Annotated in this window: 12 protein-coding genes and 2 pseudogenes; 8 read left to right on the forward strand and 6 right to left on the reverse strand. The window is 60.5% G+C overall.

What is annotated here, in order from left to right:
- From G3N97_RS30435 to G3N97_RS30445, 3 genes and pseudogenes are all read right to left on the reverse strand, one after another.
- A pseudogene (locus tag G3N97_RS30435) lies at positions 1-322 on the reverse strand (branched-chain amino acid ABC transporter permease); the annotation flags it as partial.
- Positions 315-1,208 carry a branched-chain amino acid ABC transporter permease gene (locus tag G3N97_RS30440; RefSeq protein WP_065058541.1) on the reverse strand — a complete coding sequence of 298 codons (894 nt, stop codon included), beginning with the start codon at positions 1,206-1,208 and terminating at the stop codon, positions 315-317. The gene G3N97_RS30440 and the pseudogene G3N97_RS30435, both read right to left, overlap by 8 nt.
- Before the next feature lie 31 nt (positions 1,209-1,239).
- The gene (locus G3N97_RS30445; protein ID WP_205996638.1) at positions 1,240-2,334 is read right to left on the reverse strand and encodes an ABC transporter substrate-binding protein; all 1,095 of its coding nucleotides are present in this window, start codon (positions 2,332-2,334) and stop codon (positions 1,240-1,242) included.
- 312 nt (positions 2,335-2,646) lie between these two features.
- Here G3N97_RS30445 and G3N97_RS30450 point away from each other — a divergent pair, with 312 nt between their 5' ends.
- The 4 genes from G3N97_RS30450 to G3N97_RS30465 all read left to right on the forward strand — a co-directional run bounded on the left by G3N97_RS30450 (position 2,647) and on the right by G3N97_RS30465 (position 5,857).
- On the forward strand, positions 2,647-3,036 hold the full coding sequence (locus G3N97_RS30450) for a RidA family protein (RefSeq protein WP_205996639.1): 390 nt from the start codon (positions 2,647-2,649) through the stop codon (positions 3,034-3,036).
- Complete coding sequence (locus G3N97_RS30455; RefSeq protein WP_205996640.1) at positions 3,033-4,277, forward strand: D-amino acid dehydrogenase; 1,245 nt, start codon at positions 3,033-3,035, stop codon at positions 4,275-4,277. Before G3N97_RS30450 ends, G3N97_RS30455 begins: the two co-directional genes overlap by 4 nt.
- The gene (locus G3N97_RS30460; protein ID WP_205996641.1) at positions 4,274-5,065 is read left to right on the forward strand and encodes an aspartate/glutamate racemase family protein; all 792 of its coding nucleotides are present in this window, start codon (positions 4,274-4,276) and stop codon (positions 5,063-5,065) included. The genes G3N97_RS30455 and G3N97_RS30460 overlap by 4 nt, the downstream gene beginning before the upstream one ends.
- A gap of 87 nt (positions 5,066-5,152) precedes the next feature.
- Positions 5,153-5,857: a GntR family transcriptional regulator gene (locus G3N97_RS30465; RefSeq protein ID WP_065058609.1), complete on the forward strand. Its 705-nt coding sequence runs from the start codon at positions 5,153-5,155 to the stop codon at positions 5,855-5,857.
- A 46-nt stretch (positions 5,858-5,903) separates the two neighbouring features.
- Here G3N97_RS30465 and G3N97_RS39700 read toward each other — a convergent pair whose 3' ends face one another.
- Positions 5,904-6,260 carry a hypothetical protein gene (locus G3N97_RS39700; protein WP_241030926.1) on the reverse strand — a complete coding sequence of 119 codons (357 nt, stop codon included), beginning with the start codon at positions 6,258-6,260 and terminating at the stop codon, positions 5,904-5,906.
- A gap of 3 nt (positions 6,261-6,263) precedes the next feature.
- Between G3N97_RS39700 and G3N97_RS30470 the strand changes: the two genes are divergently transcribed.
- Together G3N97_RS30470 and G3N97_RS30475 are read left to right on the forward strand one after the other, a co-directional pair.
- Positions 6,264-6,854 (forward strand): hypothetical protein, encoded by a 591-nt coding sequence (locus G3N97_RS30470; protein ID WP_241030927.1) that lies wholly within the window; start codon positions 6,264-6,266, stop codon positions 6,852-6,854.
- 101 nt (positions 6,855-6,955) lie between these two features.
- The gene (locus tag G3N97_RS30475; RefSeq protein WP_205996643.1) at positions 6,956-7,891 is read left to right on the forward strand and encodes a dihydrodipicolinate synthase family protein; all 936 of its coding nucleotides are present in this window, start codon (positions 6,956-6,958) and stop codon (positions 7,889-7,891) included.
- A gap of 482 nt (positions 7,892-8,373) precedes the next feature.
- Here G3N97_RS30475 and G3N97_RS39705 read toward each other — a convergent pair.
- A pseudogene (locus G3N97_RS39705) lies at positions 8,374-8,526 on the reverse strand (capsid portal protein); the annotation flags it as partial.
- 746 nt (positions 8,527-9,272) lie between these two features.
- Between G3N97_RS39705 and G3N97_RS30480 the strand changes: the two are divergent.
- Positions 9,273-10,391, forward strand: coding sequence for a hypothetical protein (locus tag G3N97_RS30480; RefSeq protein ID WP_205996644.1), 1,119 nt, complete (start codon positions 9,273-9,275; stop codon positions 10,389-10,391).
- A 325-nt stretch (positions 10,392-10,716) separates the two neighbouring features.
- On the opposite strand, the gene G3N97_RS30485 is transcribed toward G3N97_RS30480, so the two are convergent.
- Complete coding sequence (locus G3N97_RS30485) at positions 10,717-11,352, reverse strand: lipocalin-like domain-containing protein (RefSeq protein WP_346778143.1); 636 nt, start codon at positions 11,350-11,352, stop codon at positions 10,717-10,719.
- A 453-nt stretch (positions 11,353-11,805) separates the two neighbouring features.
- Here G3N97_RS30485 and G3N97_RS30490 point away from each other — a divergent pair, with 453 nt between their 5' ends.
- A complete protein-coding gene (locus G3N97_RS30490; RefSeq protein WP_205996645.1) occupies positions 11,806-12,360 on the forward strand; it encodes a sigma-70 family RNA polymerase sigma factor in 555 nt (184 codons plus the stop codon).
- Positions 12,361-12,477: the final 117 nt, after the last annotated feature.

Genomic DNA, 12,477 nt, shown 5'->3' on the forward strand with positions numbered 1-12,477 from the left:
GCCAGGTTTCGTTGAGCGCGACGGTGCGCAGGATCTCCGCGACCGCGAGCGTGGCGATGCCCCAGTAATCCGACGACAGCATGCGGCCCAGCCGCGCGATCGCCACGGCCAGCATGCTGGCGGCGGCGAGCGCGAGCAGCACGGCCACCGGCAGCGGCCAGCCGAGCTGCGACGCGATCCCGGCCGCGTAGGCGCCCAGTCCCGCGAACGCGATGAAGCCGAAATTCACCATGCCCGCGTAGCCGGCCTGCAGGTTGAGTCCGAGCGCCATCATCGCGGCGAGGCACGCCGAGGTCAGCAGATGGATCAGGAAACTAGACACGCCGCACCTCCCGGTCGAATATCCCGTACGGCCGGAACATCAGCGCGACGAGCAGAATCAGGAACGACACCGCGCTGACGTAGGTGACCGGAAAGACCAGCGATCCGTGCCCGGTCAGCGCGCCGAGGTCGGTGTCGAGCATCACGGTTTCGGCGAGGGCGATCAGCAGCGCGCCCGCCGCCGCGCCGAGCGGATTGCCGAGGCCGCCGAGGATCGCCGCCGAAAACACCGGAATCAGCAGGTTGTTGCCGAGATTCACGTGCACGCTTTCGGTGAGCCCGAGCATCGTGCCGCCCAACGCCGCGAGCACGCCGCTCGCGAAGGTGATGACGTTGGTGACGCGTTGCGCGTCGATGCCGGTGGCGAGCGCAAGCGGCCGGTTAGACGCCAGCGCACGCATCGAACGCCCGATATCCGTGCGGTACAGCAGCACGGAAAACAGCAGCAGGGTCAGCGCGCCGCAGAGGATCGAATCGAGTTGCGCGCGCGAGATCGCGACATCGCCGATCAGCAGCGGCGGCGTCAGATCCTGCGCGTATTGCAGCGGCCGCGAACCCGCCGTGCCGAGCACGAGCGCGACGGCGATCAGCGACACCGCGAGCGAGCCGATCATCGCGACCGCGCTGCCCGAGCGCAGCAGCCGCGCGAACACGAACACGTTGAGCAGCACCGCGAGGCAGCCGACCAGCGCGCACGATGCCGCGGCCGCGAGCACGAGCGGCAAGCCCGCGCGTTCGAAGCCGAGAGAGGCGAACGCGCCGAGCATCGCGTACTGCACGTGGGCGATGTTGGGAAAGCGGATCAGCGAATACAGCGTGGACAGCCCGATCGAGACGAGCAGCAGGTCGGAAGTGCGGATCAGGACGTCGAGCAGAAACTGCAGCATGGCGTTCTCCGTGGAAGGCGGGCGTGGACGCTTACTGGGCGACGACCGCCTGCTTGAAGACCACTTTCTCGTAGGGCTGGACGGCGCGCTGACCGTCGCCGTCGAAGGCGATGTCGCCCGTCACGCCGTCGTAGCCTTTGCCGATCGCGGCCATCGCGGTGCGGATCTTCGCCGGATCGGCGGAATGCGCGCTGTTGATCGCGGCCGCCGCGAGCATCGTGGCGTCGTAGGCGTAGCTGCCGAACGCGGAGCGCGGCGCTTCCTTGTAGGCGCTCTGGTAGGCGTCGGCATAGGCTTTCGCGGTGCCGCCGAGCGCGCCCACTTCGAGACCGATCTGGCCTTGCGCGATCTGCGGCGGCGTATCGCTCGTGCACATCGTCAGATAGATGCCGTACCACGGCGTCTTGTTCAACTGCATTTCGTAGGCCTGACGATTGAGCGTCGCGGCTTCCTGGCCGTAGGCGCTGTATACATAGGCGTCCGGCTTGGCGCGCGCCGCCTGTTCCAACTCGCGTCGATAGGTCGATTGCCCTTCGGTGTACAGCACCTGCGAAACCACGGTGCCGCCGAGCGCCTCGAAGCGCTTTTTGAACTCGCCCGCGAGCCCCTGGCCATAACCGTTGTTCGGCGCGATGAAGGCCACGCGGTGCAGATTGCGCGCGTAGACGTCCTGCGCGGCGAAACGCGCCGAGAGATCGTCGAGCCCGATCACGCTGAACGAACCCGCGCCGATCTTGCGTACCTGCTGGCTCGACGAGCCGATATTGACGTGCACCTCGCCCTGTCTGACGAGGAACTGCCCGATCGGAATCGTCACCGACGAGGAGAACTCGCCGAGCACGACGGGCACGTGATCGACCGTGGCGAGCTTGCGCGTGGCGTCGAGCGCGGTGTTGGCCGTGCCGCCGGAATCCTCGACGCGCACTTTCAGCTTCCGGCCGAGCACGCCGCCTTGCGCATTGATCTTCGCGACCGCGAGTTCGATGCCGCGCCGCTGATCTTCGCCGATCGACGCGCTCGACCCGCTCAACGGCAGCACGGCGCCGAGTTCGACGTCCGCCCAGGCACTCGACGCGCAAAGCTGCCACGCCACGACGGCTCCGACACTCCAGCGAAACAGGTTCATCGTTTTCTCCTTCTCCGGTTGAGTATTGAACGCTGTTTAAAATACAAAAGTGTCTACAGAATTGCCGATCAAAAATACTTGCGCGAGAAATTTTTCTGGAATTTATACGAGCGTCGATATCGTTATGAAATATCCATAAATGCCCTTAAATAGCGCACTTTTCTGCACTCGTCGGGTTCCTGATCGCACCGATCTGGACGGCTTGCACAGACGTGGAGCGAGGGCCGATTTTTATTGAAAAAGTGTATACAGCTTTGAATTACGAGTGCTAGCATCGGCCTCAACTTACCTGTCCCGAAAGGAGATGGCCGGATGGAAATCAAGCGTTTTGAAACGGGCGAGCGGATGAGCCAGATGGTGGTGGCGGGCGGTTTCGCGTTCATCGCGGGGCAGGTCGCGGACGATACGTCGCTCGATGTCGCGGGCCAGACCCGCCAGATTCTCGACAAGCTCGACCGCCTGCTCGAACTGGCGGGCGGCGACAAGCGCCTGATCGTCTCCGCGAGCATCTGGCTGGCGGACCATCGCAGCTTTGCGGAAATGAACAGCGTCTGGGACGCCTGGGTGCCGAAGGGACAGGCGCCCGCGCGCGCCTGTGTCGAGTCGAAGCTGGCGTTTCCGCCGTACACGGTCGAGATCGCGGCGATTGCGGCAATCGGAGCGACGGCTCCCGGAGCAACGGCTCCCGGAGCGTCCGCATGAAAACCATCGTGCTCGGTGGCGGGATCGTCGGCGTGACTACCGCTTACTTTCTGGCGAAGGCGGGGGACGAAGTGGTGGTGCTCGATCGGCGTGACGGTGTGGCGCTCGAAACGAGCTTCGCGAACGCAGGTCTGATCGCGCCGGGGCATTCGTACACGTGGGCGTCGCCGCGCGCGCCGAAGATCCTGCTCAAGTCGCTGTTCATGGAAGGTCAGGCGCTGCGCCTCAAGCCGAAAGCCGACTGGCGCATGTGGGCATGGTGCTGGCTGTTCCTGCAGAACTGCACCGCCGAACGTTCGCGCCGCAATACGTCGATCAAGGTGCGTTTGTGCCGCTACGCGCAGCAGCAACTGCAACAGGCCACGCGCGACGAAGGGCTCGCGTACGACCGCATCAGCGGCGGGCTGCTGTATCTGTATCGCGATCCTGCTTCGTTCGAGCGCGGCGTCGCGAATATGTCGATTCTTTCCGATAACGGCTTGCCGCTGGAAACGCTCGACCGTCAGGCGGCGATTGCGCGTGAACCCGCGCTCAAAAGCGGCGGCGACGATATCGCCGGCGCGATCTATTGCCCGAGCGACGAAAGCGGCGACGCGCATCTGTTCACGCGCGCGCTGGAGCAGCGTTGCCGCGAGATGGGCGTCGATTTCCGCTTCGGCACCGCCATCGACGGCATCCGCGCAAACGGCGACGCGATCGACTACGTACAAACCGCGCAGGAGCGGCTCAAGGCCGATCGCTACGTGCTCGCGCTCGGCTCGTACTCGCCGCTTCTCGCACGCGAACTGGGCTATCGCTTGCCGATCTATCCGGTGAAGGGCTATTCGGTCACGCTGCCGGTCGACGATACGCACGACGCGCCCACGCTCGGCGGCGTCGAGGAAAACCAGCTGGTCGCGTGGGCGCGCTTCGGCCAGCGTTTGCGCCTGACGGCGACCGCCGAGTTCTGCGGCTATGACACGGCGCACACGCCCGCCGACTTCACGCACATGCTGGCGACCGCGCGCGCCTTGTTTCCGAACGGCGCGGACTACGCACAGCCGTCCTACTGGGCCGGACTGCGGCCGATGACGCCGGAAGGCACGCCGCTGATCGGCGCGACGCGGCATCGCAATCTGTATCTCAACACGGGGCATGGTCATATGGGTTGGACCATGTCGTGCGGCACTTCGAAAATCCTCGCCGACCTGATGAACGGACGGCAGCCCGAGATCGACATCACAGGGATGACACTACAGTGAGCGAACTTCTATCGAATCGCATCGAACCCGGCGTGGAGGCTTACGCGCGCTTCGGCTTCTCGCTCGACGCCGGCATTGCTTCGCGCGCGGCGATCGGCCTCGTCGTGCTCGCCACCGATCACACGATCGAATACGAATGGCGGCACATGCTCGCGCTCGACGGCGTGGCGTTCTACGAGAGCCGCGTGGCGAACTCGGCGGAGATCACGCCCGAAACGCTCGCGGAGATGGACGGGCGGATCGCGCCTGGCGTCGAACTGATCCGGCCTGGCGAGCATCTCGACGTGGTGGCGTTCGGCTGCACGTCGGCGTCGATGGTGCTCGGCGAGGAGCGGGTGTTCGAGCGGATCCGCGAGGCGCGTCCTGGCATTGCGTGCACGACGCCGATCACGGCGGCGCGAGTGGCGCTCGGCGCGCTCGGTGCGCGCGGCGTGGCGCTCCTCACGCCTTATGAGCGGCCCATCAACGAGGCGATGGCTCGTTACCTGCGCGAGCGCGGCGTCGACATCGTGCGCATGGGGTCGTTCGAGCATCGCGACGACAACGAAGTCGCACGCATCGACCGCGCCTCACTGGAGCAGGCGGTGGCCGGCCTGGCGAGCGATCCGGCGGTCGATGCCGTGTTCGTGTCGTGCACGAGCCTGCGGTTGGCCGATGCGATCGCCGGACTCGAAACGCGGCTTGGCAAGCCGGTTTTGTCGAGCAATCATGCGTTGGCGTGGCACGCGCTGCGGCTTGCAGGCGTGCACGACACGCTGCCCCAGTTCGGCCGTTTGTTCACGGTTTGACGCGCGGTGCGCGGGAAGTCCGGCAGGGTAGTTGATAATGAGCGGTTACAGGTCGATTCAGGAGACGAAATGGCAGCGAATTCCGTGATGACGCGGAACCTGCGTCCCGGTGTGCGGGACTCCGTCGCGCCGAAGCGCACGGGGATGACGGTCAACGAGATTTACGAGCAGTTGAAGCAGATGGCGGTGCTGTACGAGATCCGGCCGGGAGAGCGGGTCAACGAACTCGAACTGGCCGAGCGCCTGGACGTGAGTCGCACGCCGATTCGCGAGGCGCTCAACCGGCTGGTGGCGGAAAACCTGCTGGCGTTCGTGCCGAACCGTGGATTCTTCATTCGGGAACTGGACGGGAAGGACGTGTTCGATCTCTTCGAATTGCGGCGCTCGATCGAATCCACGGCGGTGATGCTCGCCTGCGAGCGCGCGTCGGACAACGATATCAAGGCGCTGCGCCGCTTCTGGAAGCAGGTGATGAAAAGCGCCGGGCGCATGTCGTCGGACGAACTGGTGGTGAAGGACGAGCAGTTCCATCTGGAACTGGCCGCGATGTCGGGCAACGTCGAGATCGGGCGGGTACTGCAAAGCATCAACGCGCGCATTCATTACGTGCGCTGGGTGGACGTCGATCAGCGCCGCAACGAGGCGTTCACCGAGCATCTGCAGATTCTCGACGCGCTCGCCGAGCGCGATGCCGCACGTTGCATGGCGTTGACGGATACGCATATCCGCTGGCGCATGGAGGAAATCACCCGCGTCGTGCATGCGAGCGTGGTGAAGCTCTACGCAAAATAACGGGCGCACCGAATGCGCCCGACGCGTTCCATCGAGACAGCAGTCGTCAAAAGGAGGAGGCGGCCGTCCGTGCATCGGGCGGCCTGATCGTCACTTTGACCGGGAGACGTTCATGAAATATGGAACGTTGATTACGCTGTTCAAACCGAGCGCGGAGCAGGCCGACCATCTGCTCCGTTTGCCTGCGCTGAGTCCAGTGGTCGTCGCGGTCGACAATTCTCCGCACGCGGATACCGCGCTGCACGCGCGCCTTGCCGCGCAGGGCGTCGACGTGATTGCCAATCACAATCGCGGCGGCATTGCCGGTGCATTCAACGCTGGCGTCGAATTTCTGATCCACCGCGGCTGCGATGTGTTTTTCCTTTTCGATCAGGATTCGACGGTTCCCGACGATTACTTTCACCGCATGCTGCTCGGATGCGCCTCGGTCGGCGACCCGCGCTTTCTGGTGGGACCGCGCATTTTCAATTTAAATGTTCAGCGCGATTTGCCGCTCTTTACCGTGCGCCGCTGGTCGGCGCAGATCGAGCCGATTCACGATGGCGCACACGGGCTGCAACCGTGTTCGGTGATTATTTCTTCCGGCACCGCGATTTCACTCGAAGCGTTCCGGGCGCTGGGGCGTTTTCGCGAAGACTTCTTTATCGACCATGTCGACGCGGAGTATTGCATGCGCGCACAGGCGCATGGCGTGCCTGTGTGCGTGAATGCGGATGTGTCGCTGCCGCACGAACTCGGCAAGCCGACGCCGGGACAGCACTGGCCGCGTGTCGATATTTTCGATCAGAGCGCACTAAGGCATTACTACGCGGCGCGCAACTGCATTCTGGTCGCGCGCGACTACTGGCACAGCTATCCGGCGCTGGCGCTGATCAATCTGATCACGCTGAAACATCTCGCGTTCGTGCTGCTGCACGGCCAGCAAAAGCGCATGAAACTTCACGCGATTCTCTGCGGTATCGGCGACGGTCTGCGGGGTAAATACGGCCGCGTGTGAAGTCGTAGCGATTCAGTCCGATTCCACTGCATCCGTGAATGAATAAAAATGGAATCGATCACTTAGTACGTCATCCTAATCTAACGAGGAAGGGAATCGAGATGAATGCAACGAAGTCGATCAAGCGTCGCTATACGGGTGCCTATTCCGTCGCGCCGACCATCTTTACCGAGTCGGGCGCGCTCGACCTCGAAGGGCAGAAACGTTGCGTCGATTTCATTATCGACGCCGGCGCGGACGGCCTGTGCATACTCGCGAATTATTCGGAACAGTTTTCGCTGACCGACGACGAACGCGCGCTGCTGACGACGACGATTCTCGATCACGTCGCGGGGCGAGTGCCGGTGATCGTCACGACCACGCATTTCAGTCCCGCAATCTGCGCGGCGCGCAGTCGCGCGGCGCAAGAAGCGGGCGCGGCGATGGTGATGATCATGCCGCCTTACCACGGCGCGACGATCCGTTGCAACGAAGCCGCAATCGAGCGCTTCTTCACCGAGGTGTCGGACGCCATCGAGATTCCCATCATGTACCAGGACGCGCCGATGAGCGGCACCTCGGTGTCGGCGGCGTTTCTGGCGCGGCTCGCGCGCGATATCCGCAATCTGTGCTACTTCAAGATCGAGGTGCCGCAATCGGCGGCGAAGTTGCGCGAATTGATCGAACTGGGCGGCGACGCGATCGAAGGGCCGTGGGACGGCGAAGAAGCGATCACGCTGCTGGCCGATCTGGATGCGGGCGCGACGGGCAGCGTGCTGGGCGGCGGCTATCCGGATGGGCTGCAGCCGATCCTGAAAGCGCATCTCGCCGGGAGCCGCGACGAGGCCGTGGCGGCCTATTCGCGCTGGCTGCCGCTCATCAATTATGAAAATCGGCAGTGCGGTTTGATCGCCTGCAAGGCGCTGATGATGGAGGGTGGCGTGATCGCGTCCGATGCGGTGCGCCGACCCCTCGTGCCACTGCATCCGGCGACGCGCGCGGGACTGATCGAGATCGCCCGGCGACTCGATGCGAAGGTGCTGCGCTGGGCGAATTGAGGTTGGTGGCTGGCGTGATGTGGTGAGGATTGCGCCGGCTTGTTGACGGTGCAGTGGACGTCAAAGGCTGCACCCTTGAGAAACTGAGGGAGGGACCTAAGTCGCGCGGCACAGACCTCCTCACGTATCGGCTCAAGGCTGGCAACAACGGCGACGTCTACACCATCCTCCTTCGCACGTTGGCTCTCGATCCTCCGCAGTTGCGCATTCCCTACTCATAGTTGCTCAACCGCATCGCCAAGATTTGCGAGCAGATGACGCCCTCCGGTTCGAGCACGACTGGCGTTTGCTTTCACATGGCAAATATTGCCAATGACGGTCAGTCTAAAATTCTCATGGAGTGGAATGCTAATTCGGAAATCATGAACATTCGGGAGCCGTACCTTCTGTTCTACATGCGCTGGTCCGACACGTTGGTGAAGCTCGACGGAAATTGATCGGCGACTCCGAAGCGCCCCAGCGCGGCCGGTGAGTCCGACGCGTTAGACCGTTGTTTCCATCACATAGGGGATAAATCGAACGATCTCATCCCCCGCCCATTCATTGAAGGCGAGAAACTGCGTCTGGAGCGGAGCGACTTCGTTGCACCCGAACACCTTGGCCGCCGTATCGGCGGCGCCAAAGCCACCCGTGTTGCCCGCCCCCAGCGGCGAGCAGTGGACGCGATAACGGGGCGCCCGCAGCGTGAGCGATCATCTACAAGCGCTGGAACAGTGCACGAGCGCGCTGCTCTCGCGGCTTGCCGCGCCCACGCGGCGCAAGATCATGCTCGACGTGGCGCGATCTACGTCGCAGTCAGCAGACGCGCATCAGAACTGGACGGCGCGAAGTACAGACGGGTTCGCGCTCGGCGTCGCTGGCCGTTGTCGCGCGCATGGCCAGTGTTCACCAGCTCCGCGAGTTCGCGCCCGTGGCACCGAGCGGCCCGAATGCTCAATATCCCACACCCAGAAGGAAAGCTCCTTGAGCCGCCGGCATACATCGGAGGAATTTGCGGCGGAGGGCTGAAACGCGCTGACGTCAAACCTCGAACATAGAATGATAAGAAAACGTTGATCACACAGTCCGTGTTTCTTCCGTTTCGTAACCGCGACGCGTGCAGTCAATCAATTAAAAATATAAATTTCACGTTTTCTGACGTTGAATAGTCTCAGCGTCAAAACGATCAATATAAAAAATCAGCATCGAACTAACCATTCAAAAACCTTTGCATCACGCAGGACTTCACCTAATCTGGTTCATAAACGTGCTCCAGAAAGGAGATGGCGAAGTGGCTACGGATATAAGTTCAACGGAACCCGCTGGGTCTGGCGACAAACCTACCATTATTGGGAAGTTCGTCTTTATCATCAGATCTATACGCCGACGCGCATGGCGGTTCATGCTGCTCGGGCTATTCTTGGGGCTCGCATTTCTCACTGCCTACAATCTTGCGATCGAATTCGCGCATTCGCGCTATACATTCACCAGTTTGGAGCAGCTCCCGTTTTTGGCGCGCATGGGCCTTGAACTGCTTAGAGACATTGGCGTTGGCTTCTGCGTCGCAGCCATAGCTGGCGTTGGTTTCGAAGCATTTGATCAGTCAAGTCCTATGGCTGTATCTGAAGTCACAATCGAGGACAGAATGAAGTTTGTTGTAGAAGCTGCCAGGAATATGGAGCATTACAATGATCCGATTGGCGCGATCGAGTATCACATTGATGAACTTCTACCTAATACGAAATATGACGGATTAAATGCAAATATCGTCGCACTGTTGAGTGCTCTTTCTGAGATCAAAAAAATCGACAACCCGAAATATTCTGGCAAGGAGGTCAATGAATATGTTTCATATCTGACTTGGATGCTGGATAAGTTTGTCCTTGATGGGGTTAATCAACTTGGTCAACTAATCCGTGCCATTGGAACTGATAACTCCGTTTTTACGGCAGCCTATGCGCCCCCAGATCGAAAAACGTTAGCACAGCGACTTCTCGCCGCGCAGATGTGTAGCATGGAGGCCGGCGATACTTATGACTCTGTCGCTAACGTCAGCCTGTATCTAGGTGGAGACTGTGATCTTTACCGCAAAGCGACCTTAGGAGCATTGAATAAAGGAGTGAAAATTCGCCGCGTTTACAACGTTTGCGAATTTGACATCACAGATCGCCCAATGGTTGAAGATGAAATTAAGTCTCAACTCAGGCAGTTCAATTCACGGCACTTTCAAGCGCGGATTTTCAGTAATGCGGAAGCCGGGATGGTATCGGAGAAAGAGGCAAGGCAGTTTGAACTACCTAATCGTGATGCTCTCAAGAATCTCTACTTTGGCATATTCAAACATGAGATAGGAGGAGCCGTTGCATTTAACGCTGGGGCGATCGACGTGTCAAGGCTGAGCCTAAGGGCGTTCAGCAGGACAAGTGATGTGGGTATTTCAACAGACTTATTTGAATTTATCTGGGATAGATCGAATGCGAATATTTGTCAACTTGAATCCTTTCGATCCTCGCACAGATAACGTGCGTACTCTTCCAAAACGGCAAATCCAATTGGACTGCGGAAATGGAACGGTGTCTGTTCCTGTCACGTAGATAGAGACGACAGCCTTTTTGTACACCGCTAGCTCACACTGGTATTGGCGCTCACATATGGGACCGCGCTGGCCATACCGGCCGGCGGACGCAAAACCGTAACCCAAAGCCAGTTTGCCCGCTCGCATGACATCGGTGACTTGGGCAAGCGGACTGGTGGTCCGCGCGCGGACAAAATCGTGACGTCGGCGTAGCAGGAAACCGGAATCGTGCGTACCCGGATGCCGACGATACGCATGGGAAAATTTTCGCTCAGCGGTATTGAGATGCGCTTTCGGTTCGGCGCCAAATCGATATTGGTATGTCACCATTGGGTCGAGCCGTAACGCGGTAGCTTAACTCTCCATTCTCGAGTTGATAGTGCCGGGTCTGTTGCGTTTGCTCCCAATTCGGGAACGAAGCGCTTTGGATGTTGAACGTCAATGTCTGACTCGGGCGATCTACGATGAGTGTACCGAAATGGGTGCTAGCCCCCAAGATGGCGGCTTTGTACTCGGCAGCCGTAACTTTTCCCTTATCGTTCGATGCAAACGGTTGCCGTTCGGACTTGAATATCTGGAGTGAATAGTTACCCTGAGCGTCGATAATCAACAGTCCTTTTGGATTGGCGCCGTAGTCGTGGGCTCGCGATCCATCACTATGTTGAACATCCGCTGCGACGAGCGTCCACGTCCCGATCAACGAAGGGTCAATCGTGGAGTCTCCCGCGTACGCGTTGCCGCTCGATAGTGAGCATATCGAAACGGCAGAGAGCAGGAGATTCAATGCGAGGGGCGTTCTAACAAACATGTATTTCTCCTCTGTGGCGTTTTGATGGCAAACAGTTGAGGGATAAATGGACAGCAAATCAGGCGATGACCTCTCATCCGAGTAGAACTCGATTGACATGATTGCTCAACCAGTTTTTTTGTAAAATTCGCATGCACATTCGGAATGCGGACGTATTGGTTGTTAAGGGGAATCAAATTTTTCAAACGCACACGCCCAAGAATTGGGAAAATCCGGGAATTTATAATTGAAGTCTCCCGCATCGAGATCACTGATGAAGGCGATCGTCTCTTGAAAGCTCGGAAGCAAACCTTGGGACGAAAGCAATAGTGGGTGCAATGTGCATCCGGCATCCGGTTACCTCCGGGTGCCTCCATTGGAAGTCCTGGCGTCACACTTAACATAATCTAAGTTATCGCATTTCCACGAAGGCCACCCCAACCCCAACCCCAACCCCAACCCCAACCACCTTGCATCAAACCCAATAAACGATAATAATTCTCATTCGTAAAATAACCGTAAGTGACATGAAACCGGCCGCCCGTGCGGCACTGGTGCCGTGCAGACCGATCCGTGCAGCCGTCTTCCAGCCTCGCCAACGCCTTCGCCGCGCATTACCGGACGCTCGTCGCGTTCGCCGCGCGCCGCATGAAGTCGGCGGAGGCCGCGGCGGATCTGGTCCACGACGCGTTCGTCAAAGTGGCGTCCTTGCCCGGCACCGCCGAGGTCCGGCAGCCGCGCGCGTTCTTCGTGCGCGTGATCGAGAACCTCATGATCGACCGTTTCCGCGAAAGCCGCGCGTCGGCGCACGCACGCATCGACGTGACGCCGCTCGACGACGATAATGACGCCTTTGCCGATCTGGCGGTCGATCCCGTCGATCCGAGCCAGCTCGCCGAGGCCATGCAGACGGCGCGCGCGCTCGAAAGCGCCGTGAACGCGCTGCCTGCGCGCTGCCGCGAGGTGTTCGTGCTGCGCAAGGTGCACGGGCTCTCGCACGAAGCGATCGCCGAGCGTCTGCAGATCAGCAAGAACATGGTCGAAAAGCATTTGCGGCGCGCCTTGCTGGGTCTCGTCGCAGCAGCTGGAGGCGCGCAAGGCCACGACACTCCGGCGGCAACTGAGTAAGGAATTCCTGCGACGAGCGATGTACGGTGCCGATTCAGCGGACGCCGCGGGGGACGCGCGGGCGGACGCGCATGGGGGCCGGGGTGGCGCCGAGGCGGCCGTATGGGTGGTGCGGAG

The organism is Paraburkholderia sp. Ac-20347, assembly GCF_017104805.1.
Lineage (GTDB): Bacteria > Pseudomonadota > Gammaproteobacteria > Burkholderiales > Burkholderiaceae > Paraburkholderia > Paraburkholderia tropica.

What these genes read in the sequence shown, in the direction of transcription:
- G3N97_RS30440 (WP_065058541.1), bottom strand. Translation starts at nt 1,208, where the DNA reads ATGCTGCAGTTTCTGCTCGACGTCCTGATCCGCACTTCCGACCTGCTG.
- G3N97_RS30445 (WP_205996638.1), bottom strand. Translation starts at nt 2,334, where the DNA reads ATGAACCTGTTTCGCTGGAGTGTCGGAGCCGTCGTGGCGTGGCAGCTT.
- G3N97_RS30450 (WP_205996639.1), top strand. Translation starts at nt 2,647, where the DNA reads ATGGAAATCAAGCGTTTTGAAACGGGCGAGCGGATGAGCCAGATGGTG.
- G3N97_RS30455 (WP_205996640.1), top strand. Translation starts at nt 3,033, where the DNA reads ATGAAAACCATCGTGCTCGGTGGCGGGATCGTCGGCGTGACTACCGCT.
- G3N97_RS30465 (WP_065058609.1), top strand. Translation starts at nt 5,153, where the DNA reads ATGACGCGGAACCTGCGTCCCGGTGTGCGGGACTCCGTCGCGCCGAAG.
- G3N97_RS30470 (WP_241030927.1), top strand. Translation starts at nt 6,264, where the DNA reads ATGCTGCTCGGATGCGCCTCGGTCGGCGACCCGCGCTTTCTGGTGGGA.
- G3N97_RS30475 (WP_205996643.1), top strand. Translation starts at nt 6,956, where the DNA reads ATGAATGCAACGAAGTCGATCAAGCGTCGCTATACGGGTGCCTATTCC.
- G3N97_RS30480 (WP_205996644.1), top strand. Translation starts at nt 9,273, where the DNA reads ATGCTGCTCGGGCTATTCTTGGGGCTCGCATTTCTCACTGCCTACAAT.
- G3N97_RS30485 (WP_346778143.1), bottom strand. Translation starts at nt 11,352, where the DNA reads ATGTCAATCGAGTTCTACTCGGATGAGAGGTCATCGCCTGATTTGCTG.